At 54.5% G+C, this 23896-nt stretch carries 26 protein-coding genes; 14 read left to right on the top strand and 12 right to left on the bottom strand.

What is annotated here, in order from left to right:
• Positions 1-17 precede the first annotated feature (17 nt).
• Together menA and rraA are read left to right on the top strand one after the other, a co-directional pair.
• Entirely contained in the window at positions 18-944 is a 927-nt protein-coding gene (gene menA / locus JT31_RS11730) for a 1,4-dihydroxy-2-naphthoate polyprenyltransferase (protein ID WP_038477053.1), read from the top strand.
• A 95-nt stretch (positions 945-1039) separates the two neighbouring features.
• Complete coding sequence (rraA, locus tag JT31_RS11735) at positions 1040-1525, top strand: ribonuclease E activity regulator RraA (protein ID WP_008457535.1); 486 nt, start codon at positions 1040-1042, stop codon at positions 1523-1525.
• A gap of 63 nt (positions 1526-1588) precedes the next feature.
• Here the strand turns inward: rraA and zapB are convergent, their stop codons facing one another.
• Complete coding sequence (gene zapB, locus JT31_RS11740) at positions 1589-1828, bottom strand: septal ring assembly protein ZapB (protein WP_008457532.1); 240 nt, start codon at positions 1826-1828, stop codon at positions 1589-1591.
• Positions 1829-2264: 436 nt separating this feature from the next.
• Here zapB and JT31_RS11745 point away from each other — a divergent pair, with 436 nt between their 5' ends.
• The 4 genes from JT31_RS11745 to fpr all read left to right on the top strand — a co-directional run bounded on the left by JT31_RS11745 (position 2265) and on the right by fpr (position 6618).
• Entirely contained in the window at positions 2265-3119 is an 855-nt protein-coding gene (locus JT31_RS11745; protein WP_038477057.1) for an MIP/aquaporin family protein, read from the top strand.
• 21 nt (positions 3120-3140) lie between these two features.
• Positions 3141-4655, top strand: a complete 1515-nt coding sequence (gene glpK, locus JT31_RS11750) for a glycerol kinase GlpK (RefSeq protein WP_038477060.1) — start codon at positions 3141-3143, stop codon at positions 4653-4655.
• 106 nt (positions 4656-4761) lie between these two features.
• Positions 4762-5772: a class II fructose-bisphosphatase gene (gene glpX / locus JT31_RS11755; RefSeq protein WP_038477063.1), complete on the top strand. Its 1011-nt coding sequence runs from the start codon at positions 4762-4764 to the stop codon at positions 5770-5772.
• A gap of 99 nt (positions 5773-5871) precedes the next feature.
• Complete coding sequence (gene fpr / locus JT31_RS11760; protein ID WP_038477066.1) at positions 5872-6618, top strand: ferredoxin--NADP(+) reductase; 747 nt, start codon at positions 5872-5874, stop codon at positions 6616-6618.
• 1 nt (position 6619) lies between these two features.
• Here the strand turns inward: fpr and JT31_RS11765 are convergent, their stop codons facing one another.
• Entirely contained in the window at positions 6620-7039 is a 420-nt protein-coding gene (locus JT31_RS11765) for a DUF805 domain-containing protein (RefSeq protein ID WP_038477069.1), read from the bottom strand.
• Between the two features lie 117 nt (positions 7040-7156).
• Between JT31_RS11765 and JT31_RS11770 the strand changes: the two genes are divergently transcribed.
• Both JT31_RS11770 and tpiA read left to right on the top strand, forming a co-directional pair.
• Positions 7157-7756, top strand: coding sequence for a DUF1454 family protein (locus JT31_RS11770; protein WP_038477072.1), 600 nt, complete (start codon positions 7157-7159; stop codon positions 7754-7756).
• 108 nt (positions 7757-7864) lie between these two features.
• Positions 7865-8632, top strand: a complete 768-nt coding sequence (gene tpiA, locus JT31_RS11775) for a triose-phosphate isomerase (protein ID WP_038477074.1) — start codon at positions 7865-7867, stop codon at positions 8630-8632.
• A gap of 50 nt (positions 8633-8682) precedes the next feature.
• Here tpiA and JT31_RS11780 read toward each other — a convergent pair whose 3' ends face one another.
• The 5 genes from JT31_RS11780 to cpxP form a co-directional block, all read right to left on the bottom strand.
• Entirely contained in the window at positions 8683-9987 is a 1305-nt protein-coding gene (locus JT31_RS11780; protein ID WP_038477077.1) for an SLC13 family permease, read from the bottom strand.
• 129 nt (positions 9988-10116) lie between these two features.
• Entirely contained in the window at positions 10117-11106 is a 990-nt protein-coding gene (locus JT31_RS11785; RefSeq protein WP_038477080.1) for a sulfate ABC transporter substrate-binding protein, read from the bottom strand.
• 151 nt (positions 11107-11257) lie between these two features.
• Positions 11258-12220 (bottom strand): 6-phosphofructokinase, encoded by a 963-nt coding sequence (pfkA, locus tag JT31_RS11790; RefSeq protein WP_038477083.1) that lies wholly within the window; start codon positions 12218-12220, stop codon positions 11258-11260.
• 182 nt (positions 12221-12402) lie between these two features.
• Complete coding sequence (fieF, locus tag JT31_RS11795) at positions 12403-13305, bottom strand: CDF family cation-efflux transporter FieF (protein WP_038477086.1); 903 nt, start codon at positions 13303-13305, stop codon at positions 12403-12405.
• 123 nt (positions 13306-13428) lie between these two features.
• On the bottom strand, positions 13429-13938 hold the full coding sequence (cpxP, locus tag JT31_RS11800; protein ID WP_038477089.1) for a cell-envelope stress modulator CpxP: 510 nt from the start codon (positions 13936-13938) through the stop codon (positions 13429-13431).
• Positions 13939-14089: 151 nt separating this feature from the next.
• Here cpxP and cpxR point away from each other — a divergent pair, with 151 nt between their 5' ends.
• The 3 genes from cpxR to trmL all read left to right on the top strand — a co-directional run bounded on the left by cpxR (position 14090) and on the right by trmL (position 16711).
• Positions 14090-14788 (top strand): envelope stress response regulator transcription factor CpxR, encoded by a 699-nt coding sequence (gene cpxR / locus JT31_RS11805; protein WP_008457487.1) that lies wholly within the window; start codon positions 14090-14092, stop codon positions 14786-14788.
• A complete protein-coding gene (gene cpxA, locus JT31_RS11810; RefSeq protein WP_038477092.1) occupies positions 14785-16155 on the top strand; it encodes an envelope stress sensor histidine kinase CpxA in 1371 nt (456 codons plus the stop codon). The genes cpxR and cpxA overlap by 4 nt, the downstream gene beginning before the upstream one ends.
• Before the next feature lie 82 nt (positions 16156-16237).
• Positions 16238-16711 carry a tRNA (uridine(34)/cytosine(34)/5-carboxymethylaminomethyluridine(34)-2'-O)-methyltransferase TrmL gene (trmL, locus tag JT31_RS11815; protein WP_038477095.1) on the top strand — a complete coding sequence of 158 codons (474 nt, stop codon included), beginning with the start codon at positions 16238-16240 and terminating at the stop codon, positions 16709-16711.
• Here the strand turns inward: trmL and cysE are convergent.
• The 5 genes from cysE to JT31_RS11840 all read right to left on the bottom strand — a co-directional run bounded on the left by cysE (position 16708) and on the right by JT31_RS11840 (position 19851).
• Positions 16708-17523, bottom strand: a complete 816-nt coding sequence (gene cysE / locus JT31_RS11820) for a serine O-acetyltransferase (RefSeq protein ID WP_038477098.1) — start codon at positions 17521-17523, stop codon at positions 16708-16710. The genes trmL and cysE overlap by 4 nt on opposite strands.
• A gap of 78 nt (positions 17524-17601) precedes the next feature.
• Positions 17602-18621: an NAD(P)H-dependent glycerol-3-phosphate dehydrogenase gene (gene gpsA / locus JT31_RS11825; RefSeq protein WP_038477101.1), complete on the bottom strand. Its 1020-nt coding sequence runs from the start codon at positions 18619-18621 to the stop codon at positions 17602-17604.
• On the bottom strand, positions 18621-19088 hold the full coding sequence (gene secB, locus JT31_RS11830; protein WP_038477105.1) for a protein-export chaperone SecB: 468 nt from the start codon (positions 19086-19088) through the stop codon (positions 18621-18623). The genes gpsA and secB overlap by 1 nt, the downstream gene beginning before the upstream one ends.
• A gap of 56 nt (positions 19089-19144) precedes the next feature.
• Positions 19145-19396 carry a glutaredoxin 3 gene (gene grxC, locus JT31_RS11835; RefSeq protein WP_008457480.1) on the bottom strand — a complete coding sequence of 84 codons (252 nt, stop codon included), beginning with the start codon at positions 19394-19396 and terminating at the stop codon, positions 19145-19147.
• A gap of 23 nt (positions 19397-19419) precedes the next feature.
• Positions 19420-19851 carry a rhodanese-like domain-containing protein gene (locus tag JT31_RS11840; protein ID WP_038477108.1) on the bottom strand — a complete coding sequence of 144 codons (432 nt, stop codon included), beginning with the start codon at positions 19849-19851 and terminating at the stop codon, positions 19420-19422.
• A 247-nt stretch (positions 19852-20098) separates the two neighbouring features.
• Between JT31_RS11840 and gpmM the strand changes: the two genes are divergently transcribed.
• From gpmM to JT31_RS11855, 3 genes are read left to right on the top strand one after another with little or no spacing between them, the layout of a single operon-like run.
• Positions 20099-21646, top strand: a complete 1548-nt coding sequence (gene gpmM / locus JT31_RS11845; protein WP_038477117.1) for a 2,3-bisphosphoglycerate-independent phosphoglycerate mutase — start codon at positions 20099-20101, stop codon at positions 21644-21646.
• Between the two features lie 9 nt (positions 21647-21655).
• The gene (gene envC, locus JT31_RS11850; protein ID WP_038477120.1) at positions 21656-22918 is read left to right on the top strand and encodes a murein hydrolase activator EnvC; all 1263 of its coding nucleotides are present in this window, start codon (positions 21656-21658) and stop codon (positions 22916-22918) included.
• 3 nt (positions 22919-22921) lie between these two features.
• The gene (locus JT31_RS11855) at positions 22922-23857 is read left to right on the top strand and encodes a divergent polysaccharide deacetylase family protein (protein WP_038477122.1); all 936 of its coding nucleotides are present in this window, start codon (positions 22922-22924) and stop codon (positions 23855-23857) included.
• Positions 23858-23896 lie beyond the last annotated feature (39 nt).

Below are 23896 nucleotides of genomic sequence, written 5' to 3' on the forward strand. Positions count from 1 at the left end.
AAGTTGGCAACCAAATAATGAGCGATTCGCAACCTACAAGTGTCACCCAGGCCTGGCTGGAAAGTCTTCGCCCACGCACGCTGCCTCTGGCGTTTGCTTCCATCGTCTGCGGCTCGGCCCTGGCCTACTGGCAAGGCGTATTTGACCCTGCCGTGGCGCTGCTGGCGCTGCTGACCGCCGGGCTGCTGCAAATCTTGTCAAATCTCGCCAATGACTACGGCGATGCGGTTAAAGGCAGCGACAAAGAAGATCGCATCGGGCCGCTGCGTGGGATGCAAAAAGGGATGATTACTCAGGCACAGATGAAACGTGCGCTGGTCATCACGGTCGTGCTGATCTGCCTCTCGGGCCTGTCGCTGGTCGCCCTCGCCTGTCACACTTTTGCGGACTTTATGGGCTTCTTGCTGCTCGGCGTACTGTCTATCGTCGCTGCCATTACCTACACCGTCGGCACTCGCCCTTACGGGTATATGGGGCTGGGGGATATTTCAGTGCTGGTGTTCTTCGGCTGGATTAGCGTCGCGGGAACCTGGTATCTGCAGGCTCATTCACTGGCGCCGCTGGTCATTCTGCCCGCCACCGCCTGCGGCCTGCTCGCAACGGCCGTGCTAAATATCAATAACCTACGTGATATCGACAGCGACCGTGAAAACGGTAAAAGTACGCTCGCCGTGCGCCTCGGCCCGGTCATTGCCCGCCGCTATCATGCCGGCCTGCTCATCGGTTCTTTGGTCTGCCTCGCCCTGTTTAACCTTATCTGGCTCAAGAGTCTGTGGGGATGGCTGTTTGTTCTGGCCGCGCCGCTTTTACTCAAACAAGCAGCCTATGTGGTACGCGAGCAGTCTCCTGTTGCGATGCGCCCAATGCTGGAACGCACCGTAAAAGCAGCGTTGCTAACGAATCTGCTGTTTGCCATGGGCGTCGTGCTCAGTACCGTTTTCTGATGACTGACAAATATCAATTAACAATTGATGATTTTGCCAACAGTTAACAGAACGCGATATACTGACAACTCCTGCAGCAAATGAACCTTAATCCTATGAAATACGATACTTCTGAGCTTTGTGACATCTACCAGGAAGAGGTCAACGTCGTCGAGCCGTTGTTCTCCAACTTTGGTGGCCGCTCGTCATTTGGTGGGCAAATCATCACGGTGAAATGTTTCGAGGACAACGGGTTGCTGTACGATCTGCTCGAAGAGAATGGCCGTGGACGCGTGTTGTTGGTCGACGGCGGCGGTTCGGTACGTCGTGCACTGATTGATGCGGAACTGGCTCGTCTTGCGCTGCAAAACGAGTGGGAAGGCATTGTAGTTTACGGCGCGGTACGCCAGGTGGACGATCTGGAAGAGCTGGACATTGGCATTCAGGCCATTGCGGCAATTCCGGCAGGCTCTGCGGGTGAAGGCATCGGCGAAAGCGATGTGCGCGTCAACTTCGGTGGCGTCACCTTCTTCTCCGGCGACCATCTGTATGCCGACAACACCGGAATCATCCTCTCCGAAGATCCGCTGGATATTGAGTAATCCAGCTGATACATAGCAAAACGGGCGCCTGAGGCGCCCGTTCTTATTTGTCGGAAGCGGGAATTACACTTCTTCCATTTTGCCCAGCAGCGCATGCAAACGCTCCTGCCAGACGTGCTGTTGTTCTTTCAGGCTGCTGTTTTCACGCACCAGCTCTTCGTGATTGCTCTGCGCCTGCTGCACTTCCTGAGCCAGACCGTTATTTTTCTCTTTCAGCTCTTCGATTTCCATCTGTAACAACGTAATCGTGTCAACCGCCTGCTGAACTTTTGCTTCCAGTTTCTCAAACACTTCAAATGACATTTCGAACTCTCCTGAATGGCAAGGCGTTGATGGATGGCTATCCTCGTCCCGATTCTTCGGCGACGCCTTTATGAACGTATGCGCAACACGTGGCGTAACTCGATTGTAAGGAGCGCGGATGCACGTGTCCAGCGGCTTACCGCGCTCTTTGCGTAACATGACGTTTTTCAGCCTATGCCGAAAGCCATCCGCCCTCACGGCCAAAATTTGTTAAATAATACGTTAACAAAACGCGTAACTTCCCCCGTTTTATCATGCGGTGCCGCTCATTTTTTAGCGCGAAAACGCTCATTTTCTTGACGCACCACGCACATTTAAAGTTCGATATTTCTCGTTTGTGCTCGTTAACGATAAATTAACACCGTGCCTACACGGCATAAAGGTGGCTAGGACGCTCTACAACAATAATCATCAATTTTGCCTTCAGGACCCCACTATGAGTCAGACAGCTACAACAACCTTAAAAGGCCAGTGCATCGCCGAATTCATGGGTACCGCGTTGTTGATCTTCTTCGGCGTGGGATGTGTTGCTGCATTGAAAGTGGCCGGTGCCACCTTCGGGCAGTGGGAAATCAGTATCATCTGGGGCTTAGGGGTGGCGATGGCTATCTATATGACCGCAGGGGTTTCTGGTGCACATCTTAACCCGGCCGTGACGATCGCACTCTGGCTGTTCGCTTGTTTTGACGGCCGCAAAGTCGTGCCGTTTATTATTTCACAGTTCCTTGGCGCGTTCAGCGCCGCCGCGTTGGTTTATGGCTTATATTACAATCTGTTCCTCGACTACGAACAAACGCATCATATGGTGCGCGGCAGCGTAGAAAGCCTGGATTTAGCAGGTATCTTCTCCACCTACCCGAATCCACACATTAACTTTGTGCAGGCCTTTGCCGTAGAAATGGTGATTACCGCCATTCTGATGGGCGTGATTCTGGCGCTGACCGATGACGGTAACGGCGTGCCGCGTGGCCCACTGGCTCCGCTGCTGATTGGCTTGCTGATCGCGGTTATCGGCGCGTCAATGGGCCCGCTGACCGGGTTTGCGATGAACCCTGCTCGTGACCTTGGGCCGAAGACCTTCGCGTGGCTGGCAGGCTGGGGCGACGTAGCCTTCACCGGTGGGAAAGACATGCCTTACTTCCTGGTGCCGCTGTTTGCGCCTATTGTCGGCGCGTGCCTCGGCGCATTCGGCTACCGTAAATTGATTGGTCGCCACCTGCCATGCGATGTCTGCGTTGTCGAAGAAGACAAGCCGGACACCAAGGTGACCTCTCAGCAAAAAGCACTGTAATACTGACTTCAGGACATGATTATGACTACAGAAAAAAAATACATCGTCGCTCTCGACCAGGGAACAACCAGCTCGCGTGCCGTTGTCCTGGATCATGACGCCAACATCATCAGCGTCGCGCAGCGTGAATTCGAGCAAATCTATCCTAAGCCAGGCTGGGTAGAGCACGATCCGATGGAAATCTGGGCCACCCAAAGCTCCACGCTGGTAGAAGTGCTGGCAAAAGCGGACATCAATTCCGACGAAATCGCGGCCATCGGCATCACCAACCAGCGTGAAACCACCGTGGTGTGGGAGCGCGAAACCGGTAAGCCAATTTACAATGCGATCGTCTGGCAGTGCCGCCGTACCGCTGATATCTGCGAAGAGCTGAAGCGCAACGGCATGGAAGAATACGTGCGTCACAACACCGGCCTGGTGGTTGACCCGTACTTCTCCGGTACCAAAGTAAAATGGATCCTCGACCACGTTGAGGGCTCACGCGAGCGTGCTCGCCGCGGCGAACTGCTGTTCGGTACCGTGGATACCTGGATTATCTGGAAGATGACCCAGGGACGTGTGCACGTTACCGACTACACCAACGCCTCCCGTACCATGCTGTTCAACATCCACGAGCTGGACTGGGACGACCGTATGCTGGAAGCGCTGGATATCCCTCGGGCGATGCTGCCGGAAGTTCGCAAATCTTCCGAAGTGTATGGCCAGACCAACATCGGCGGTAAAGGCGGCACGCGTATTCCTATCGCAGGTATCGCCGGCGACCAGCAGGCCGCGCTGTTTGGCCAGCTGTGCGTAAAAGAAGGCATGGCGAAGAATACCTACGGCACCGGCTGCTTTATGCTGATGAATACCGGCGAAAAGGCAGTTGCATCAACCAACGGCCTGCTGACTACCATCGCCTGCGGCCCGAAAGGCGAAGTTAACTACGCGCTGGAAGGCGCGGTGTTTATGGCTGGCGCATCCATTCAGTGGCTGCGTGACGAAATGAAGATGATTGGCGATGCGTTCGACTCCGAGTACTTTGCCAACAAGGTGAAGGATACCAACGGCGTATACGTTGTGCCTGCGTTTACCGGCCTGGGCGCGCCTTACTGGGACCCGTATGCACGTGGGGCTATCTTCGGCCTGACTCGCGGCGTGAACTCGAACCATATTATTCGCGCTACGCTGGAATCCATCGCCTACCAGACTCGTGACGTGCTGGAAGCAATGCAGGCTGACTCCGGTATTCGCCTGCATGCATTGCGCGTGGACGGTGGTGCGGTTGCCAACAACTTCCTGATGCAGTTCCAGTCCGATATTCTGGGCACCCGCGTTGAACGCCCTGAAGTTCGTGAAGTTACCGCTCTGGGTGCGGCTTACCTGGCAGGTCTGGCCGTGGGCTTCTGGCAGAACCTGGACGAACTGCAGGAGAAATCCGTTATCGAGAAAGAGTTCCGTCCGGGTATCGAAACTACCGAGCGTAATTACCGCTACGCCGGCTGGCAAAAGGCGGTTAAACGCGCCCTTGCCTGGGAAGATCACGAAGAGAAGTAATCTCCATAAGGCCCCTGAAGAGGGGCCTTTCAGTTTCTGCCTTGCCCGCCCTCTTCCCCGCCTGTGCTAAACTCCCCGGCAATTCTGTTTGCTAAATGAGTCTGCTATGAAACGAGAACTTGCCATCGAATTTTCCCGCGTGACCGAAGCCGCCGCGCTTGCTGGCTACAAATGGCTTGGCCGTGGGGATAAGAATGTGGCCGACGGCGCGGCCGTAAACGCCATGCGTATCGTCCTTAACCAAATCAACATCGACGGCGAAATCGTCATCGGCGAAGGTGAGATCGACGAAGCGCCGATGCTCTACATTGGCGAAAAGGTCGGTACCGGCAAAGGCGATGCGGTGGATATTGCCGTTGATCCGATTGAAGGCACGCGTATGACGGCGATGGGTCAGGCCAACGCCCTGGCGGTTCTCGCAGTGGGCGATAAAGGCACGTTTCTGAATGCACCCGATATGTATATGGAGAAACTGATCGTTGGGCCGGGAGCCAAAGGCGCAATCGACCTTAATCTCGGCCTTGAAGATAATCTCCGCAACATCGCGTCTGCGCTGGAAAAGCCACTTGGTGAGCTGACGGTAACCATCCTGGCAAAACCACGCCACGACGAAACGATTAAAGAGATGCAGCAGCTTGGCGTGCGCGTGTTCGCCATTCCTGACGGCGATGTTGCCGCCTCGATCCTGACCTGCATGCCGGACAGCGAAGTTGACGTCCTCTATGGGATCGGCGGCGCTCCGGAAGGCGTAGTTTCTGCGGCAGTTATTCGCGCGCTGGACGGCGATATGCAGGGTCGGCTGCTGGCTCGTCACCACGTAAAAGGCGACAGCGAAGAGAATCGTCGCATTGGCGAGCAGGAACTGGCGCGCTGCAAAGCAATGGGCATCGAGGCCGGGCTGGTGTTAAAGCTTGATGAAATGGCGCGTAACGACAACGTTATTTTCTCCGCCACAGGCATCACCAAAGGCGATTTGCTGGAAGGCATCACCCGTAAGGGCAACATGGCCACCACGGAAACGCTGCTGATTCGCGGCAAATCCCGGACCATTCGCCGCATCCAGTCCATTCACTATCTGGATCGTAAAGATACCGAAGTGCAGAAGCATATTCTGTAACGTTTCTCGTTTGTTGGTTAGAGCTTTCCGGCTCGTTTGGGCTGGAAATGCCGCCACATTCTGGAGAAGATAGAAAAAAAGTAACGACGGGAGTGCAACATGGCGGAGTGGGTTACAGGTAAAGTCACCAGGGTTCAAAACTGGACCGATTCTCTCTTCAGCCTGACGGTTCACGCGCCGGTAAATGCGTTTACCGCCGGGCAATTTACCAAGCTTGGGCTTGAGATAGACGGCGAACGCGTTCAGCGCGCCTACTCCTACGTTAACGCCCCGAGTAACCCCGATCTTGAGTTCTATCTGGTTACCGTTCCCGAAGGCAAACTCAGCCCTCGCCTGCATGCCCTTCAGCCTGGTGATGAAGTGCAGCTGGTCAGCGAGGCGGCCGGGTTCTTCGTGCTGGAAGAAATCCCCGAATGCAAGACGCTCTGGATGCTGGCGACCGGCACCGCGCTGGGGCCTTATCTGTCTATCCTGCAGGAAGGCAAAGATCTTGAGCGCTTTGACAATATCGTTCTGCTTCACGCGGTGCGCTACGCCAGCGACTTAAGCTATCTCCCGCTCATGCTTGAGTTACAGGAGCGCTATCAGGGGAAACTGCGTATTCAAACCGTGGTCAGTCGTGAAACCGTTCCAGGTTCGCTCACCGGGCGCGTTCCGGCGTTAATTGAAAGCGGCGAGCTTGAGGCGGCTGTAGGCTTAGCGATGGATATTGAAACCAGCCATGTGATGCTATGCGGGAACCCGCAAATGGTGCGTGATACCCAGCAATTGCTGAAAGATACCCGGCAGATGGCCAAACATCTGCGCCGCAGACCTGGCCATATGACCGCCGAACATTACTGGTAAGTTAGCGAAATTTAACTTCGCTGGTCTCTTTCCCGAAGCGGTTTTCTCCCTGGGTGCCAACAAACGCACCCAGGTCCATCAACACCATGACGAAGATAAGCGTCGGGATAAAACGCCCTAATCCCCACTGCCACAGCGTGCCAAAAGTTTCCCAGTTCCCCGCCACCAGCAGCCATGCCGGAATGAACAGCAACGCCCACCAGCCTTTTTTATCCCTGTCGTGCAGGCGCTTCACAATCACTGCGGCGGTGGGAATCAACGAGCCGGTGAGGAAGAAGCCCGCCGTGGAGTAAGGCAGGATTTCTGCCCCGGCCAGGGTAAACAGAATAATCAGCCCGACTATCCACGCGCCGATCCAGATCCAAAAGTCACGGCGTCCAATACGCCCTTTAAAAGAGAACAACCATTGTTGTATGGTCATGGGTAAGGTCCTTATTATTTTCTCGCGGCGTAGTGTACCCTGGTCACCGCCCGTTTTGACAAGCCAACGGATTGCCGATTTAATCGGGATGATGAACAAATCAGGAGAAGTGTGTCGATGAAATACCTGCTGCCTGCCCTTGTGCTGCTGGCGCTGCCTCTGGCGGTGAGTCGGGCAGATCCTACGTCAGATACAGCTTCTCAGCTTCCTGCCGCCCCTTACCTGCTGCCAGGTGCACCGACTTTCGATCTGACCATTACCCAGTTTCGCGGAAGGTTTGATATCGATAATCCGTCGCTGCCTCTGAATGAATTCCGCGCAGTGGAGAAAAGCCGCGACAAAGCTAACCTGACCCGCGCCGCCACCAAGATCAACGAAAATCTTTACGCTTCTACGGCGCTGGAACTCGGTACCTTAAAAATTAAGTCGATGCAGATAACCTGGCTGCCCATTCAAGGACCGGAGCAAAAAGCCGCCCGCGGCAAGGCGCTGGAGTATATGGCCGCGATTATCCGCAGCTTCACGCCAACGCTTTCAAAAGCGCAAAGCCAGCAGAAGCTGACCAAATTACTCAGCGATGGAAAAAATAAACGCTATTTCGCCCAGAACGACGGTGCCATCCGCTATGTGGTGGCAGATAACGGCGAAAAAGGGCTAACTTTCGCCGTTGAACCGATTAAGCTAACGCTATCCGAGACGTTAAACAGCGGCGAATAAATGACAAAAAGCAAAGCCTTTCACCCGCTGACTCTCTATACTGTTTCACAGACCAAGCTGCCCAACGGGCAGTGATTCTTTTTATTGCTTACCGCGTGGAGAATTAAAATGCGACATCCTTTAGTGATGGGTAACTGGAAACTGAACGGCAGCAAACATATGGTTAACGAGCTTATCGCTAACCTGCGTAAAGAGCTGTCTGGCGTGGACGGCTGCGGCGTTGCCATCGCCCCACCAACCATGTACCTGGACCTGGCTAAACACGCTGCTTCCGGTAGCCACATCATTCTTGGCGCGCAGAACGTAGACGTTAACCTGTCCGGCGCGTTCACCGGTGAAGTTTCTGCAGACATGCTGAAAGATATCGGTGCTAAATACATCATCATTGGCCACTCTGAGCGTCGTACCTATCACGCTGAGTCCGACGAGTTCATCGCCAAAAAATTCGCCGTGCTGAAAGCAGCAGGCCTGGTGCCAGTACTGTGCATCGGTGAAAGCGAAGCGGAAAATGAAGCGGGCAAAACTGAAGAAGTTTGCGCACGCCAGATTGACGCCGTGCTGAAAACTCAGGGCGCAGCAGCTTTCGAAGGCGCGGTTATCGCTTACGAACCAATTTGGGCTATCGGTACCGGTAAATCTGCAACCCCAGCTCAGGCTCAGGCAGTACACAAATTTATCCGTGACCACATTGCTAAAGCAGACGCGAAAGTGGCTGAGCAAGTGATCATCCAGTACGGCGGTTCCGTTAACGATAAAAACGCAGCAGAGCTGTTTGCTCAGCCGGACATCGACGGCGCGCTGGTTGGCGGTGCATCCCTGAAAGCGGACGCTTTCGCGGTTATCGTTAAAGCAGCAGCTGAAGCGAAAAAAGCGTAATTACGCGAATAATATTGATGAACGGCTCCGGCAAGCGGAGCCGTTTTTTTTTAGAGCTTATGCAGCAACTGGAACCAGCCATAATCCAGCGGCAGCAGAATCAAGAACGTCACCAAGGCCAGCGCCAGGCAAAGCTTCAATCCCTCTTTGGCGGGGACTTTCCCCAGCCCCATCGCCACCACAATCGGTGAAGCCATATACGGCAGCAGCGGCGTTGAATAACCGAGCACCTGAATCATAATCACTGACAAAAGTGGGAACCCTGTCGCCTGCGAGAAGCTCTCCGCAAAGGTGGTATAAAGCGCGGGCACGCCATTCGCGGTGACGATAAAGTTGAGCAGGCTGGTGATGCCGGTCAGCGCGGCAAAGCTGGTAAAGGGCCTGCTGGCGTCCAGCGGCATAATAGCCATTAGCTTCTCGCCCACCAGAGCGCCCAGCCCAATATGAGTCACGGTCGTTGCCAGAGCCAGAATCCCCGCCACGTAAAAACAGGTACGTACATTCACGCCGCTGGCAAACTCCTCCCCGGTGATAAATCCAACGCGCGGCAACAGCGTTATGCAGGCGGCGATAAGGCCTATCCACGCAGGACCAATCCCGTGCCAGCTTTCAGTCACCCACAGTCCCAGCACGGCAACCAGCAGCCACGCCAGCCGCTTTTCTTCGGCGCTCATCGGCGCTGAGCTGGCCATTTGCTCAGGCGGCAAAGGCTTGCCGGGAAATAGCCAGGAAATCAGGCCTATCAGCACAATCCCTTTCAGAATGCCGAGCACCGGGGTGTGCAGCATCAGATAAGGCAGATAGTTAAGATGCAGGCCATAAGACCCTTCAGCCGCCCCGCTCATCACCAGATTCGGTACGTTGGCGGGTAAAATCGTGGCCGAGAGCTGGAAAGTGCCAAATCCCACGGCCAGCGCCAAACCGTACCAGGCTCGAGTGCCTTCGCCGATGGACGCTCTTTGCGCCATCGCCGCAACAATCGGCATCAGCAGCGCAATGCGCCCCATGTTCGAAGGCATAACAAAAGCCAGGGCATAACTTAGTAACACGACGCTGCCGACCATATGCAGCCAGGAATTCGTCAGCCTTGCGGAAAGCGCTCGAGCCACACGATCGGCCAGACCCGTTTTGCGAATAGCGATGCCCAGAACAAAACCGCTGAACACCAGCCAGAAGGCCGACGAGGCAAAGCCGCTAAAAATCACCTCGGCCGGGGCTATCTTCGCCACCATCGCTGCGGCAAAAAATAACAGCGCGGTCAGGTATTCCGGCAGCGCAGAAGTGGCCCAAAGAATAATGGTGATGAGAATAATAATGCCGGGCAGGATGAGGGGATCTGAAAACCAGAGCGACATACCTGTCTCCTGTAGAGTTTTTCAGCACTCTACGGGAAGATATTCAGCGAGTAAATGTCAGACAGCGGAAACAAAAATGGCCCCAAGGGGCCACTTCGGACTTAAATGGCCCCTCGGGGCCACTTAAGATTAACGCTTGCTGATTTGGTCGAAGCTACCGCCGTTAGAGAAGTGGTCCTTCTGCGCCTTCGCCCAGCCGCCAAACTCTTCATCAATGGTGTAGAGCTTCAGTTTCGGGAACTCTTTTTCATACTTTTTAGCAACGTCAGGGTTACGCGGGCGATAGTAGTTCTTCGCCGCAATCTCCTGGCCTTCTGGCGAGTAGAGATACTTCAGGTAAGCTTCTGCCACCGCCTGAGTCCCTTTCTTCTCAACAACTTTATCCACGACCGACACGGTCGGTTCTGCAAGAATAGATTCGCTCGGGGTCACAATCTCGAATTTGTCTTTGCCCAGCTCGTTGGTAGCCAGTAAGGCCTCGTTTTCCCACGCAATCAGCACATCGCCAATGCCGCGTTCAACGAAGGTGTTAGTCGAGCCGCGGGCACCGGAGTCCAGCACCTCTACGTTCTTGAATAATGCTTTAACGAAGTCCTGCGCTTTCGCCTGATCGTTATTGTTGTGGTGTAGCGCATAGCCCCATGCGGCTAAGTAGTTCCAGCGCGCACCGCCGGAGCTTTTCGGGTTTGGCGTGATGACGGAAACGCCGGGTTTAATCAGGTCGTTCCAGTCATGAATCTGTTTAGGGTTGCCTTTACGCACCAGGAACACGATGGTGGAAGTGTATGGCGCGGAGTTATCCGGCAGGCGCTTGATCCAGTTTTTATTAATGCGTCCGCGTTCCGCAATGGCATCAACGTCATAGGCCAGAGCCAGGGTCACGACATCGGCTTCAATACCGTTAATGACCGAGGTTGCCTGTTTCCCGGACCCACCGTGAGACTGGCGTACGGTGACCGTATCACCGGTCTGCTGCTGCCAGTGAGCGCTGAACGCTTTGTTGTACTCTTCATACAGTTCACGAGTCGGATCGTAAGACACGTTGAGTAACTGAATATCCTTCGCCAGTACGCCACCAGAAGCCAAAAGTAATGTTAAACCCACGCCCCACTTGTTCATCGCTCGCTCTCTCTATGAAGTTTGATGCAGCCAGCGTGCCAGAAACTATTTCAAGGATTAAAGAATAAAAAAAGATTGGCTATAACTTTTGGCGATATAACAGGCAATAAAAAACCGGGCAATGCCCGGTTTTCGCTGATAGCAGCTCGACTTAATAGAGCTTTTTAGCGCAATCCAGCCAGTCACCTTTAAACGGACGCTTCATGTTCTCAATCGCGTCGATGATATCATGGTGAACCAGTTTTTCGTTCTGGATGCCGACGCAGCGGCCACCAAAGCCCTGCAGCAGCAGTTCGATGGAATAAGAGCCCATGCGGGACGCCAGGATACGGTCATACGCTACCGGAGAACCGCCGCGCTGGATATGGCCCAGAACGGTAGCACGGGTTTCGCGCTTGGTTTCGGTTTCAATATATTTAGCCAGTTCGTCGACATCGCAAATGTGCTCGGTAATGGCAACAATGGCGTGTTTTTTACCTTTGGCGATCCCGGCTTTAATTTCTGCCACCAGATCTTCGCGGCTGAATTCAACTTCCGGCAGAACCACAAACTCACAGCCGCCGGCGATAGCCGCAGCCAGGGTCAGGTCACCGCAGTAACGCCCCATCACTTCAACGATGGAGATACGCTGGTGTGAAGAGGAGGTATCACGCAGGCGGTCAATCGCTTCAACCACGGTTTCCAGCGCGGTGAAGTAACCGATGGTGTAGTCGGTGCCTTTGATATCGTTATCGATGGTGCCCGGCAGACCGATGCAAGGGAAGCCCATTTCGGTCAGGCGCATTGCCCCCATGTAAGAACCGTCGCCGCCGATAACCACCAGCGCGTCAATGCCGCGTTTTTTCAGGTTTTCGATAGCCACGGCGCGAACATTTTCATCGCGGAACTCAGGGAAGCGAGCGGAACCCAGGAATGTACCGCCACGGTTAATCATGTCGGACACGCTATAGCGGTCCAGCTGCACCATGCGATCTTCGTACAGACCCAGGTAGCCATCATAGACACCCATGACTTCCAGACCTTCTGACAGCGCTGCGCGCACCACACCGCGGATCGCCGCGTTCATGCCCGGCGCATCACCGCCACTCGTCAACACACCAATTTTTTTGATCATGACTACCTCTGAACTTTGAAAGCAAAATTAATCCTGTTGCCGGAAAACGCTGCGGGCAATCCGAAGCTTCGACGCTGCCCAAATAGTATAACAACGGCTTCCAGCTGAATTGATTCAGGTCAGGCCAAATGGCGGTACATTATGCAAAAACTGCCAATCAGCGCCAACTTTCCAACGTAAAACTAAAGCTCGAAATGCCCCTGTCGTCCCGCTGGAACCACAGAGCAAGGATCCTGGTGGATAATCACATCCGATCCGGGAAAACGATGCAAGATTGCCTGTTCCACCTGTTCAGCCACAACGTGCGCCTGAACCAGCGGCAAATTATCTTCCATCTCAATATGAAGCTGTATAAAGCGGGTCGGCCCTGACTGCCGCGTTCGAAGATCGTGGGCCCCTCTGACGCCGGGCCACGCATTCACGATATCAATAATAGCCTGACGTTCCTCGTCTGGTAACGCCCGATCAAGCAGCGATTGCACGGCTTCATAACCCATTTGCAGCGCGCTATACAAAATGTACACGCCAATACCCAAAGCAAACAGCGAATCCGCACGATGCCAGCCGTACCAGGATAAGGCCAACGCAATAAGAATTGCACCATTCATCATAACATCAGACTGATAATGAAGCATATCGGCCCGGACGGCCTGGCTTTGAGTTTTTCGCACCACCCAGCGCTGGAAAGTCACCAGAATTAAGGTGCTTATCAGTGCCACAATCGTGACCGCAACGCCAATACCAGGATCTTTCATCGGCGTGGGTTCGGCCAGGTGCTGAATGCCGGTCAAAAACAGGAACAGTGCAGAACCTGAGATAAACATGCTTTGTGCGAGGGCGGCCAGCGACTCAGCCTTACCGTGACCGAACGTATGCTCTTCATCCGCGGGCTGAAGCGAATAACGCACCACCAGCAGATTCGTTAATGAAGCGGCAATATCAACCAGTGAATCCACCAGCGCGGCCAGGATACTGACCGAACCGGTATACCACCAGGCGAAAATTTTAATTAACAGTAACAGCGACGCCATGACGGTCGCTGCAATTGCAGCCCGACTAACCAGCTGCCCATATTGTTGATTCATGGGGGCTCCCGCAGGTGAATGCCGCTAGTATAGCGGATCCGCCCTGAGCGTCGGGCAAAAAAAACCCGCCTTGGTAGGCGGGGAAGACAGGGATGGTGTCTATGGCAAGGAAAACAGGGTTTGTTACTGGTTACTACGGGTACTGCTACTACTCATGGCCTGCAGCGAAACGCCCTGCTGCAGTTCAGACAGTTCACGGAGATTATCCATGCGCTGCTGGTGTTTCTCATTCAAAGCGGCTTGCTGCTCCGGACTGAGTAAGTGGTACATTTGGTTGCGTACTTTTGCCATTTCAACCTGGCGGGCAACCTGTTCTTGTGCCATTTTTTCAGCCTGAGCTTTCACTGCCACTTCATCAAATTTATCTGCGGTGACCAGGCGATGCATGATCTCCATTTCGCTAACATTAACGGGTGGGCTATCATGCCTTGCCCGGTGCATAAGATCTCGCATCTGTTGGCGTTGTTGCTCAGTCAAACTTATGCCGTCAAACATATGATTCTGACCGTTGTTTCGTTTTGCCAGATTGTCGCTTTGTGGCCAGTTAACGCCGGTCGGCAAATCAGCGGCCTGGCTGGCTAACGAGGTAAACGCCAGCGTTGAGGCCATGACGACAGCGGTAACATTGCGCATCACTTGCTCCCAAAATCTGTGTGTGCTGCGATTCAACGAGAGCCAGTCTACGATTCCCGCTGCAAACTAGCGTCAGGGGGTGTAAAACAACGTAAAGTCATGGATTAGCGCGCCTTGATGACGTAATTTCTGCCTCGGAGGTAATTTCACAATGAATAAAATCCTGTTAGTTGATGATGACCGAGAGCTGACTTCCCTGCTAAAGGAATTGCTCGACATGGAAGGTTTTGACGTGATTGTTGCTCACGATGGTGAGCAAGCGTTGACGCTTCTGGACGACAGCATCGACCTGTTATTGCTCGACGTAATGATGCCAAAGAAAAACGGCATTGATACTTTGAAAGAGCTTCGCCAGACACACCAGACACCTGTCATTATGCTTACCGCTCGCGGTAGCGAACTCGATCGCGTGCTCGGCCTTGAGCTGGGTGCCGATGACTATTTGCCAAAACCCTTTAACGACCGCGAGCTTGTCGCCCGTATTCGCGCCATCCTGCGTCGTTCACACTGGAGCGAGCAGCAACAGAACAGCGACAGCAGTTCGCCGACGGTAGAAGTCGACGGGCTGAGCCTCAATCCGGGCCGCCAGGAAGCCAGCTTTGACGGGCAGGCCCTGGACTTAACCGGCACCGAATTCACGCTGCTTTATCTCCTTGCCCAGCATCTGGGTCAGGTGGTTTCACGTGAACATCTGAGCCAGGAAGTTCTGGGTAAACGCTTAACGCCGTTCGATCGTGCAATCGACATGCATATTTCCAACCTGCGTCGTAAATTGCCGGATCGTAAAGACGGCCATCCGTGGTTTAAAACCTTGCGTGGCCGCGGCTATCTGATGGTTTCCGCTTCATGATAAGTAGCCTTACCGCGCGAATTTTTGCCATCTTCTGGCTGACGCTAGCTCTGGTACTGATGTTAGTTTTAATGCTGCCGAAGCTGGATTCACGCCAGATGACCGAGCTGATGGAAAATGAGCAACGTCAGGGCTACATGATTGAGCAACACGTCGAGGCGGAGCTGGCAACCGATCCACCGAATGATTTGATGTGGTGGCGGCGCCTGTTCCGCGCCATCGACAAATGGGCACCTCCTGGCCAGCGTCTGCTGCTGGTCACCAGCGAAGGGCGCGTCATTGGCGCCCAACGCAACGAAATGCAGATCATCCGCAACTTTATCGGCCAGTCCGATAATGCCGATCATCCTCAGAAAAAGAAATATGGCCGGGTTGAGCTAGTTGGGCCTTTTTCGGTGCGAGATGGCGAAGATAACTACCAACTTTACCTGATTCGCCCGGCCAGCAGCTCGCAATCTGACTTCATCAACCTGCTGTTCGACCGCCCTTTGCTGCTACTGATTGTCACCATGCTGGTGAGTTCCCCGCTGTTGCTCTGGCTTGCATGGAGCCTCGCCAAACCGGCTCGTAAGCTGAAAAACGCAGCAGATGAAGTAGCCCAGGGCAACCTGCGTCAACATCCGGAACTCGAGGCTGGGCCACAGGAATTCCAGGCCGCGGGCGCAAGCTTTAACCAAATGGTGACGGCGCTGGAAAGAATGATGACGGCGCAGCAAAGATTGCTGTCTGATATCTCTCATGAACTCCGCACTCCGCTGACCCGCCTGCAGCTTGGTACCGCGCTGCTGCGCCGCCGAAGCGGTGAGAGCAAAGAGCTGGCACGCATTGAAACGGAAGCCCAGCGCCTGGACGGGATGATTAATGACCTGCTTGTCATGTCGCGTAACCAGCAAAAAAATGCGCTGGTTAGCGAGACCATGAAGGCTAATCAAATCTGGACTGAGATGCTGGATAACGCCGCCTTCGAAGCCGAGCAGGTGGGCAAGTCGCTGGAGATCACCTACCCGCCGGGACCGTGGCTGATGTACGGTAACCCGAATGCGCTGGAAAGCGCACTGGAGAACATTGTTCGTAACGCCCTGCGTTATTCCCACACCAAGATAGCTGTGAATTTCTCAGTCGATAATCAAGGCATTACCGTCACCGTTGACGATGACGGCCCGGGTGTCAGTCCGGAAGACAGAGAGCAGATTTTCCGCCCGTTCTATCGTACAGATGAAGCTCGCGATCGCGAGTCGGGAGGTACAGGTCTCGGTCTGGCTATCGTGGAAACCGCCGTACAGCAGCATCGTGGCTGGGTAAAAGCTGACGACAGCCCGCTGGGTGGTCTGCGCCTGACGCTCTGGCTACCGCTTTATCACCGCTAACAAGCAGGCTCTACGGAGCCTGTTTTCATTTCTGCTTAGCCGCAATTTTGCTATTCTTCGCCCCCTAGTCGATGGGGGTTGTATGTTAAATATCGTTTTGTTTGAGCCAGAAATTCCGCCCAATACCGGGAACATTATCCGCCTGTGCGCCAATACCGGTTTCCGGTTGCACATCATTGAGCCGATGGGCTTTCCCTGGGACGATAAGCGCCTGCGACGCGCCGGGCTGGACTACCACGAATTTACGACCGTGCTGCGCCATCGCGACTACAATGCATTTTTAGAGGCAGAAAAGCCTCAACGCCTGTTTGCCTTAACGACCAAGGGAACGCCGGCCCACAGCGCGGTGAGCTATCAGGCAGGGGATTATTTGATGTTCGGGCCGGAAACGCGTGGGTTGCCCCCTGAGATCCTGAATGCGATGCCGGCGGAACAGAAGATTCGCATCCCAATGATGCCGGACAGCCGCAGCATGAACCTCTCTAACTCGGTGTCCGTGGTGGTGTATGAGGCCTGGCGCCAGTTGGGGTATCAGGGCGCCGTGCTCAGAAGCTAGATACCGTCGCCGTACTCAAAGCCCGCGCCGTTGAAGTGCTGATCCATATCCATCGCCGGTTTGTCGCTACCTGGCGTGCCCACAATGCGAGCCGGTACGCCAGCAGCAGTGGTATGCGGCGGAACAGGCTGTAGCACAACTGAGCCTGCGCCAATTTTTGCGCCGGTTCCGACTTCTATATTGCCAAGGATTTTTGCGCCAGCGCCAATCATCACGCCTTCACGGATCTTCGGATGGCGATCGCCACTGGTTTTACCGGTACCGCCCAGCGTGACCGACTGCAGAATAGAAACATCGTTTTCGACGACCGCAGTCTCACCGATCACAATCCCCGTGGCGTGATCCAGCATGATCCCGCAGCCGATTTTCGCCGCCGGGTGAATGTCTACCTGGAAAGAAACTGAGACCTGATTCTGCAGGAAGATAGCCAGCGCCTGTCGCCCTTGCAGCCAGAGCCAGTGGCCAATTCGATATGCCTGGAGCGCGTGAAAACCTTTGAGATAAAGCAGCGGCGTTGAATACTTGTCTACCGCCGGGTCACGGGTGCGAACAGCCTGAATGTCACAAGCCGCGGAAGCAATCATCTGCGGATCGGCTGCGTAGGCTTCTTCGACAACCTCGCGAATCGCGATAGCCGGCATAATCGGCGAAGCTAACTTATTGGCCAGCATGTAGCTGAGCGCGTTACCAAGGTTATCGTGCTTGAGGAGCGTCGCATGATAAAAACTGGCCAACATGGGTTCACAATCCGCAAGCGCTCGCGCTTCGGCTTTAATATTGCTCCACACCAAATCCAGTTCTTCAGACGACATTGTTCTCTCCAGACAGAAAAACAACGCCCGACACCAGGGTCGGGACGTTTCAGTTATTGCGGTGTATTAAGCGATCCCTCAATTGCCGCTTCGTTCATCCTTACGAGTACGACCAAGCAACGTTAATGCTGCCTCGCGCGCATTTTTTCCGCAATACAATACCTGATAAATTTCCTCGGTTATTGGCATTTCGACGCCTACTCGAGCCGCCAGCTCGCGAACTTCTTTGGTATTGCGATAGCCTTCAACCACCTGGCCAATCTTCTGCTGTGCGCCATCCACATCCATTCCCTGGCCAAGCATCATGCCGAAGCGACGGTTACGGGATTGGTTGTCGGTACAGGTCAGCACCAGATCGCCCAGGCCAGCCATCCCCATAAAGGTTTCAGGCGAAGCACCGAGCGCACTGCCCAGACGCGTCATCTCTGCAAGACCACGGGTGATAAGCGCGGTACGTGCATTGGCGCCAAACCCGATGCCATCCGACATCCCGGCCCCAATAGCGATGACGTTTTTAACCGCCCCGCCCAGCTGAACGCCGATGAAATCGGGATTACTGTAGACGCGGAAGCTTTTGCCGCAGTGCAGCAGGTGCTGGAGATCCTCTGCAAACTGGTCGTCGGTCGCCGCAAGCGCAATCGCGGTTGGTAAACCGGCAGCCAGCTCTTTCGCAAAGGTCGGGCCGGAAATAACCGCCAGGGGAACATCATCACCCAGCGCTTCGCGGGCAACGTCCTGCAGCAATCGACCCGTTTCAGCTTCCAGCCCTTTTGTCGCCCACACAATACGTGCATCCGGGCGCATCAGCGGCTTGATTTGACGTAACACTTGCCCGAACACATGGCTCGGCACGACCACCAGAATATTGCGGCTGGCGGCAAGTGCGACGGCTAAATCACTCTCGAGATGCAGCGTGTCGGGAAAAGGAACGTCGGGCAGGAAAGCCACGTTGCAGCGATCGGCCTGCAGCGTAGCGATATGTTTGGCATCATGGCCCCACAGCACAACGTGGTGGCCATTTCTCGCAAGGGTGATAGCGAGAGCGGTGCCGTAAGAGCCGGCACCGATAACAGTCATTGAAGCATTAAGGCTGTTCATCAGGCATCCTGATGGTTTTCAGCACCTTCGCCAGCTTGCTGCTGCAGATAGTTCATGAACAACGCATCGAAGTTAACCGGTGCAAGGTTCAGCTGCGGGAAAGTGCCGCGAGAAACCAGGCTAGTGATACATTCACGCGCATACGGGAACAGAATGTTCGGGCAGTATGCACCCAGGCAATGCGCCAGCTGCGAGCCTTCGATACCGTCCACGGAGAAGATACCCGCCTGCTGAACTTCACACAGGAAAGCAGTGTCTTCGCCCAGGCTGGCGGTGACGGTTACGCGCAGTACAACTTCGTAGATATTGTCAGCCAGCTGGCTGGATGCAGTATCCAGATCCAGTTTAACTTCTGGCTGCCAGTCTTTCTGGAAAACGTGCGGCGCGTTAGGTGCTTCGAAAGAGACATCCTTGGTGTAAACACGCTGAATCTGGAAACCCATTTCTGTATTGTTTTGTTCTGACATTGTTAACCCTTAAATTTAAACGTCCTTACTCTGCGATACACGGCAGACAAACCACACTAGCTCAGCAGGGGATCGAGTCCACCACGCGCGTCCAGTGCGTACAAGTCATCGCAACCGCCAATGTGCTGTGCGTCAATAAAAATCTGCGGTACCGTGGTGCGGCCACTGCGTTTGATCATCTCTTCCCGCTTAGCGGCGTCGCCATCAATAGGCAACTCCTGGAACGCCACGCCTTTTTCATTCAGCAGGGCTTTTGCACGGTGGCAAAAAGGGCAGGTCGCTTTGGTATAGATCTCAATGTTCGCCATGGTTTACCTCAGTCTTTTCCAGATTATTTACCGCGAACCAGTGGCAGGTTTTCCCCGCTCCAGCCAGCAATACCTTCTTTTAACAGCGAGACTTGCTCGAAGCCAGCTTTGTGCAACAAAGCCGCTGATTCTTGTGAAGAAACACCGTTAGCGCATACCACAATAATGGGCTTCGCTTTGTGTTTTTCAAGCTCACCAAAATTGCCGCTTTTGATTTCGGTTGGCAGCACGTTCAGTGAATTCGCAATGTGGCCTTTACGGAAATCGTCACGCTGGCGCACATCGACAACCACCGCGTCTTCTTTGTTAATTAAGCGAGTGGCTTCACCGCGGGTTACCACTTTGACTTTGGAGGCCAGGCCTTTAAAGGTCATGAAAAGTACCGCTGCCAGCAGACCAACCCACGCCAGACTAAGTATGGGATGACGACCAACGAATTGCATAATTTCTTGCATGGGGGGTAATAACTCCCGACTAAGTAATGATGAGAAAACCAGGTGGGGAGTATACCTTCGCGTTGTGGCAATTACAGCCAGTCTGAATAATGTTATGTGGATTCTGCGGGCTGTTACGAAAAAAAAGAACCAGACTGATGTAATCCGATCGCCCTCCAGCCCCTTTCTTTGATCTTCTGCGGCTATTCACCGGGAGTGCCTGTAGTAAAATTACGCAAATTTTGTCTTAGACTCAGAGGTTGTTGCAATGTCGGTTACTAAAAAACCTATGGTGCTGGTGATTCTGGATGGCTACGGCCACCGCGAAGAGCAGCAGGATAACGCCATCCTTAACGCGAAAACTCCGGTAATGGATAACCTGTGGGCCCAGCGTCCACATACCCTGATCAACGCATCTGGCCTGGAAGTTGGCCTGCCGGACGGTCAAATGGGTAACTCTGAAGTGGGCCACGTCAACCTTGGCGCCGGCCGCATCGTCTACCAGGACTTGACTCGCCTGGACGTTGAAATTAAAGAACGTACTTTCTTTGCTAACCCGGTGCTGACCGGCGCGGTAGACAAAGCGGTTGCCGCCGGGAAAGCAGTACATATCATGGGCCTGGTTTCTCCTGGCGGCGTTCACAGCCATGAAGAACATATTCTGGCGATGATCGAACTGGCCGCTGAACGCGGTGCTGAAGCCATCTATCTGCACGCTTTCCTTGACGGCCGCGACACGCCGCCGCGCAGCGCCGAATCCTCCCTGAAGAAATTCTCCGACAAGTTCGCTGAGCTGGGCAAAGGCCGCGTAGCCACCCTGATTGGCCGTTACTACGCGATGGACCGTGACAACCGCTGGGATCGCGTTGAGCTCGCCTACGACCTGATGACTCAGGCCAAAGGTGAATTCCAGGCAGACAATGCCGCTGCCGGTCTGGCAGCCGCTTACGCCCGCGATGAAAACGATGAGTTTGTTAAACCTACGGTGATCCGCGCTACAGGTGAAGCCGAGTCCACTATGAACGACGGCGATGCGCTGATCTTCATGAACTTCCGTGCCGACCGTGCCCGCCAGATCACCCGCGCCTTTGTTAATACCGATTTCGACGGTTTCAGCCGTAAAAAAGTGGTGAAGTTTGGCGACTTCGTGATGCTGACCGAATATGCCGCAGACATTAAAACAGCCTGCGCGTACCCACCAGCTTCACTGACGAATACCTTCGGCGAGTGGATGGCGAAACACAACAAAACCCAGCTACGCATCTCCGAAACAGAGAAATACGCTCACGTTACCTTCTTCTACAACGGCGGGGTTGAAGAGCCTTTCGCTGGTGAAGACCGCGTGCTGGTGAATTCGCCAAAAGTAGCCACTTACGATCTGCAGCCAGAAATGAGCTCCGCAGAGCTGACCGACAAGCTTCTCAGCGCCATCAACAGCGGTAAATACGACACCATCATCTGTAACTACCCGAACGGCGACATGGTCGGTCATACCGGCATTTATGATGCCGCTATTTCTGCCGTTGAAGCGCTGGATAATTGCGTGGCTCAGGTGGTTAAAGCCGTTGAGGCCGTTGACGGTCAACTGCTGATTACCGCAGATCACGGCAACGCAGAACAAATGCGCGACCCGGCTACCGGCCAGGCACATACCGCGCACACCAGCCTGCCGGTTCCTCTGATTTATATCGGCAAGAAAAATCTGAAAGCGGTCGAAGGCGGCAAGCTGTCCGACATCGCGCCAACCATGCTGAGCCTGATGGGCATGGAAATCCCGCAAGAGATGACTGGCAAGCCGCTGTTCATCGTGGAATAATCCCTCCCCATGAGGGGAAAGGCGATTTTTTCAAAGACATGGGCTGTGAAGCCCGTTATTTACGCCAGCGTGTTAAGCGCTGGCGTCTTGTTATGCTCTTTTTCCAGCCACGCCGATGACAAACAGCAGCTGCAGTCTATCCAGCAGGATATCGCCGCCAAAGAGCGAGCCGTGCGCCAGCAGCAGCAGCAGCGATCCGTTTTACTCGCTCAGCTAAAAGCGCAGGAAGAAGCTATTTCTGCGGCCAGCCGTAAGCTGCGTGAAACCCAGAACACCCTCGCAGATTTAAACAATCAAATCGCAACCCTGAATAACTCTCTCGCCAAACTGCAAAAACAGCAGGCAACCCAGGAACGTAACCTGGCCGCTCAGCTGGATGCGGCGTTTCGCCAGGGTCAGCATACCGGTATTCAGTTGATTCTCAGCGGAGAAGAAAGCCAGCGAGGCCAGCGCCTGCAGGCTTATTTTGGCTATCTTAACGCTGCTCGTCAGCAGACAATCGAAGAGCTAAAGCAGACCAAAGCTGAAGCCGCACAGCAGAAATCCGAGCTGGAAAGTAAGCAGAGTGAACAGCAAACGCTGCTCTACGAGCAGCAGGCACAGCAGGCCAAGCTGGAAAGCGCCCGTAACGAACGCAAAAAAACCCTCGCTGGCCTCGAATCCTCGATTCAGCAGGATCAGCAGAAGCTGAGCGAAATGCGTCAGAACCAGTCGCGCTTGCAGAATCAAATAGCCCGAGCAGCCGCCGCAGCAAAAGCCAGGGCAGAGCGTGAGGCGCGCGAAGCCGAGCAGGTTCGCAGCAAGCAGCAGGAAGCCTCTAACAAAGGCACGACCTACAAGCCAACCGAAAGCGAACGCTCGCTGATGTCGAGAACCGGCGGCCTCGGGTCACCGCGCGGGCAGGCATACTGGCCGGTTCGCGGTTCGTTACTGCATCGTTATGGCGAACAGCTGCAAGGTGAACTACGTTGGAAAGGTATCGTTATTGCGGCACCGGAAGGCACGGAAGTTAAAGCCATTGCCGACGGACGCGTGATCCTTGCCGACTGGCTGCAGGGCTATGGCCTTGTCGTCGTTATTGAACACGGTAAAGGCGATATGAGTCTCTACGGCTACAACCAGAGCGCGTTGGTCAGCGTCGGCACCCAGGTGCGCGCCGGGCAGCCTGTCGCGCTGGTCGGTAGCAGTGGCGGCCAGGGCCGTCCGTCACTCTATTTCGAAATTCGTCGCCAGGGCCAGGCAGTGAATCCACAACCGTGGTTGGGAAGATAAGTTTTGCCTCAGTTCCGCACTGTTTTTTTCGCCGCCGCCAGCGGGCTAATGTTGGCAACCTCCGCATGGGCCGGTAAGCTCTCGATAGTGATTGATGACTTTGGCTATCGTCCTCAGCAGGAAAACCAGGTGCTGACACTGCCGACTAACGTCTCCGTTGCCGTGCTGCCCAATGCGCCTCACGCTCGTGAAATGGCCACCAAAGCGCATAACGCCGGGCACGAAGTCCTGATCCACCTGCCGATGGCACCGCTTAGCAAGCAGCCGCTTGAGAAAGATACTCTACGCCCGGACATGAGCAGCAGCGAGATCGAGAGAATTATTCGCGACGCGGTAAACAAAGTCCCTTATGCCGTTGGCATGAATAACCATATGGGCAGCGCGATGACCTCCAGCCTGTTCGGGATGCAAAAGGTGATGCAGTCGCTGGAGCAGTACAATCTCTATTTCCTGGACAGCATGACCATTGGCAACAGCCAGGCAACGCGTGCCGCAGCCGGGACGCGCGTAAAAGTGATTAAGCGGAAGGTCTTTCTCGACGATACCCAGAACGAAGCGGATATTCGCTTTCAGTTCAACCGCGCGATTCAACTTGCGCGCAAAACCGGGTCGGCAATCGCCATCGGCCATCCACACCCATCAACCGTTCGGGTCCTCCAGCAGATGGTCTATAACCTTCCGCCGGACATTACTCTGGTACGCCCGAGCAGCCTGCTTAATGAACCACAGGTAGACACTTCAACGCCAAATAATACGCAGCCGGGCAAACAACAGCCGCCTCGTAACCCATTCCGTGGCGTGAAGCTGTGTAAACCGAAACAGCCTATCGAGCCGGTGGACGCAACCACCTACTTTAAAGTCATCAGTGAAAGTATTGCCGAGAGCGCGCTGGTGAAATATCTCCAGCATCAGTGGCAGGGTTGGGGCAAACAGGCGTAACTGAAAAACCAGAGGGCGCGATGCCCTCTGGCTTAATGA

The sequence above is a fragment of the Cedecea neteri genome, assembly GCF_000757825.1.
GTDB lineage: Bacteria > Pseudomonadota > Gammaproteobacteria > Enterobacterales > Enterobacteriaceae > Cedecea > Cedecea selenatireducens.

What these genes read in the sequence shown, in the direction of transcription:
- menA (WP_038477053.1), top strand. Translation starts at nt 18, where the DNA reads ATGAGCGATTCGCAACCTACAAGTGTCACCCAGGCCTGGCTGGAAAGT.
- rraA (WP_008457535.1), top strand. Translation starts at nt 1,040, where the DNA reads ATGAAATACGATACTTCTGAGCTTTGTGACATCTACCAGGAAGAGGTC.
- zapB (WP_008457532.1), bottom strand. Translation starts at nt 1,828, where the DNA reads ATGTCATTTGAAGTGTTTGAGAAACTGGAAGCAAAAGTTCAGCAGGCG.
- JT31_RS11745 (WP_038477057.1), top strand. Translation starts at nt 2,265, where the DNA reads ATGAGTCAGACAGCTACAACAACCTTAAAAGGCCAGTGCATCGCCGAA.
- glpK (WP_038477060.1), top strand. Translation starts at nt 3,141, where the DNA reads ATGACTACAGAAAAAAAATACATCGTCGCTCTCGACCAGGGAACAACC.
- glpX (WP_038477063.1), top strand. Translation starts at nt 4,762, where the DNA reads ATGAAACGAGAACTTGCCATCGAATTTTCCCGCGTGACCGAAGCCGCC.
- fpr (WP_038477066.1), top strand. Translation starts at nt 5,872, where the DNA reads ATGGCGGAGTGGGTTACAGGTAAAGTCACCAGGGTTCAAAACTGGACC.
- JT31_RS11765 (WP_038477069.1), bottom strand. Translation starts at nt 7,039, where the DNA reads ATGACCATACAACAATGGTTGTTCTCTTTTAAAGGGCGTATTGGACGC.
- JT31_RS11770 (WP_038477072.1), top strand. Translation starts at nt 7,157, where the DNA reads ATGAAATACCTGCTGCCTGCCCTTGTGCTGCTGGCGCTGCCTCTGGCG.
- tpiA (WP_038477074.1), top strand. Translation starts at nt 7,865, where the DNA reads ATGCGACATCCTTTAGTGATGGGTAACTGGAAACTGAACGGCAGCAAA.
- JT31_RS11780 (WP_038477077.1), bottom strand. Translation starts at nt 9,987, where the DNA reads ATGTCGCTCTGGTTTTCAGATCCCCTCATCCTGCCCGGCATTATTATT.
- JT31_RS11785 (WP_038477080.1), bottom strand. Translation starts at nt 11,106, where the DNA reads ATGAACAAGTGGGGCGTGGGTTTAACATTACTTTTGGCTTCTGGTGGC.
- pfkA (WP_038477083.1), bottom strand. Translation starts at nt 12,220, where the DNA reads ATGATCAAAAAAATTGGTGTGTTGACGAGTGGCGGTGATGCGCCGGGC.
- fieF (WP_038477086.1), bottom strand. Translation starts at nt 13,305, where the DNA reads ATGAATCAACAATATGGGCAGCTGGTTAGTCGGGCTGCAATTGCAGCG.
- cpxP (WP_038477089.1), bottom strand. Translation starts at nt 13,938, where the DNA reads ATGCGCAATGTTACCGCTGTCGTCATGGCCTCAACGCTGGCGTTTACC.
- cpxR (WP_008457487.1), top strand. Translation starts at nt 14,090, where the DNA reads ATGAATAAAATCCTGTTAGTTGATGATGACCGAGAGCTGACTTCCCTG.
- cpxA (WP_038477092.1), top strand. Translation starts at nt 14,785, where the DNA reads ATGATAAGTAGCCTTACCGCGCGAATTTTTGCCATCTTCTGGCTGACG.
- trmL (WP_038477095.1), top strand. Translation starts at nt 16,238, where the DNA reads ATGTTAAATATCGTTTTGTTTGAGCCAGAAATTCCGCCCAATACCGGG.
- cysE (WP_038477098.1), bottom strand. Translation starts at nt 17,523, where the DNA reads ATGTCGTCTGAAGAACTGGATTTGGTGTGGAGCAATATTAAAGCCGAA.
- gpsA (WP_038477101.1), bottom strand. Translation starts at nt 18,621, where the DNA reads ATGAACAGCCTTAATGCTTCAATGACTGTTATCGGTGCCGGCTCTTAC.
- secB (WP_038477105.1), bottom strand. Translation starts at nt 19,088, where the DNA reads ATGTCAGAACAAAACAATACAGAAATGGGTTTCCAGATTCAGCGTGTT.
- grxC (WP_008457480.1), bottom strand. Translation starts at nt 19,396, where the DNA reads ATGGCGAACATTGAGATCTATACCAAAGCGACCTGCCCTTTTTGCCAC.
- JT31_RS11840 (WP_038477108.1), bottom strand. Translation starts at nt 19,851, where the DNA reads ATGCAAGAAATTATGCAATTCGTTGGTCGTCATCCCATACTTAGTCTG.
- gpmM (WP_038477117.1), top strand. Translation starts at nt 20,099, where the DNA reads ATGTCGGTTACTAAAAAACCTATGGTGCTGGTGATTCTGGATGGCTAC.
- envC (WP_038477120.1), top strand. Translation starts at nt 21,656, where the DNA reads ATGAGGGGAAAGGCGATTTTTTCAAAGACATGGGCTGTGAAGCCCGTT.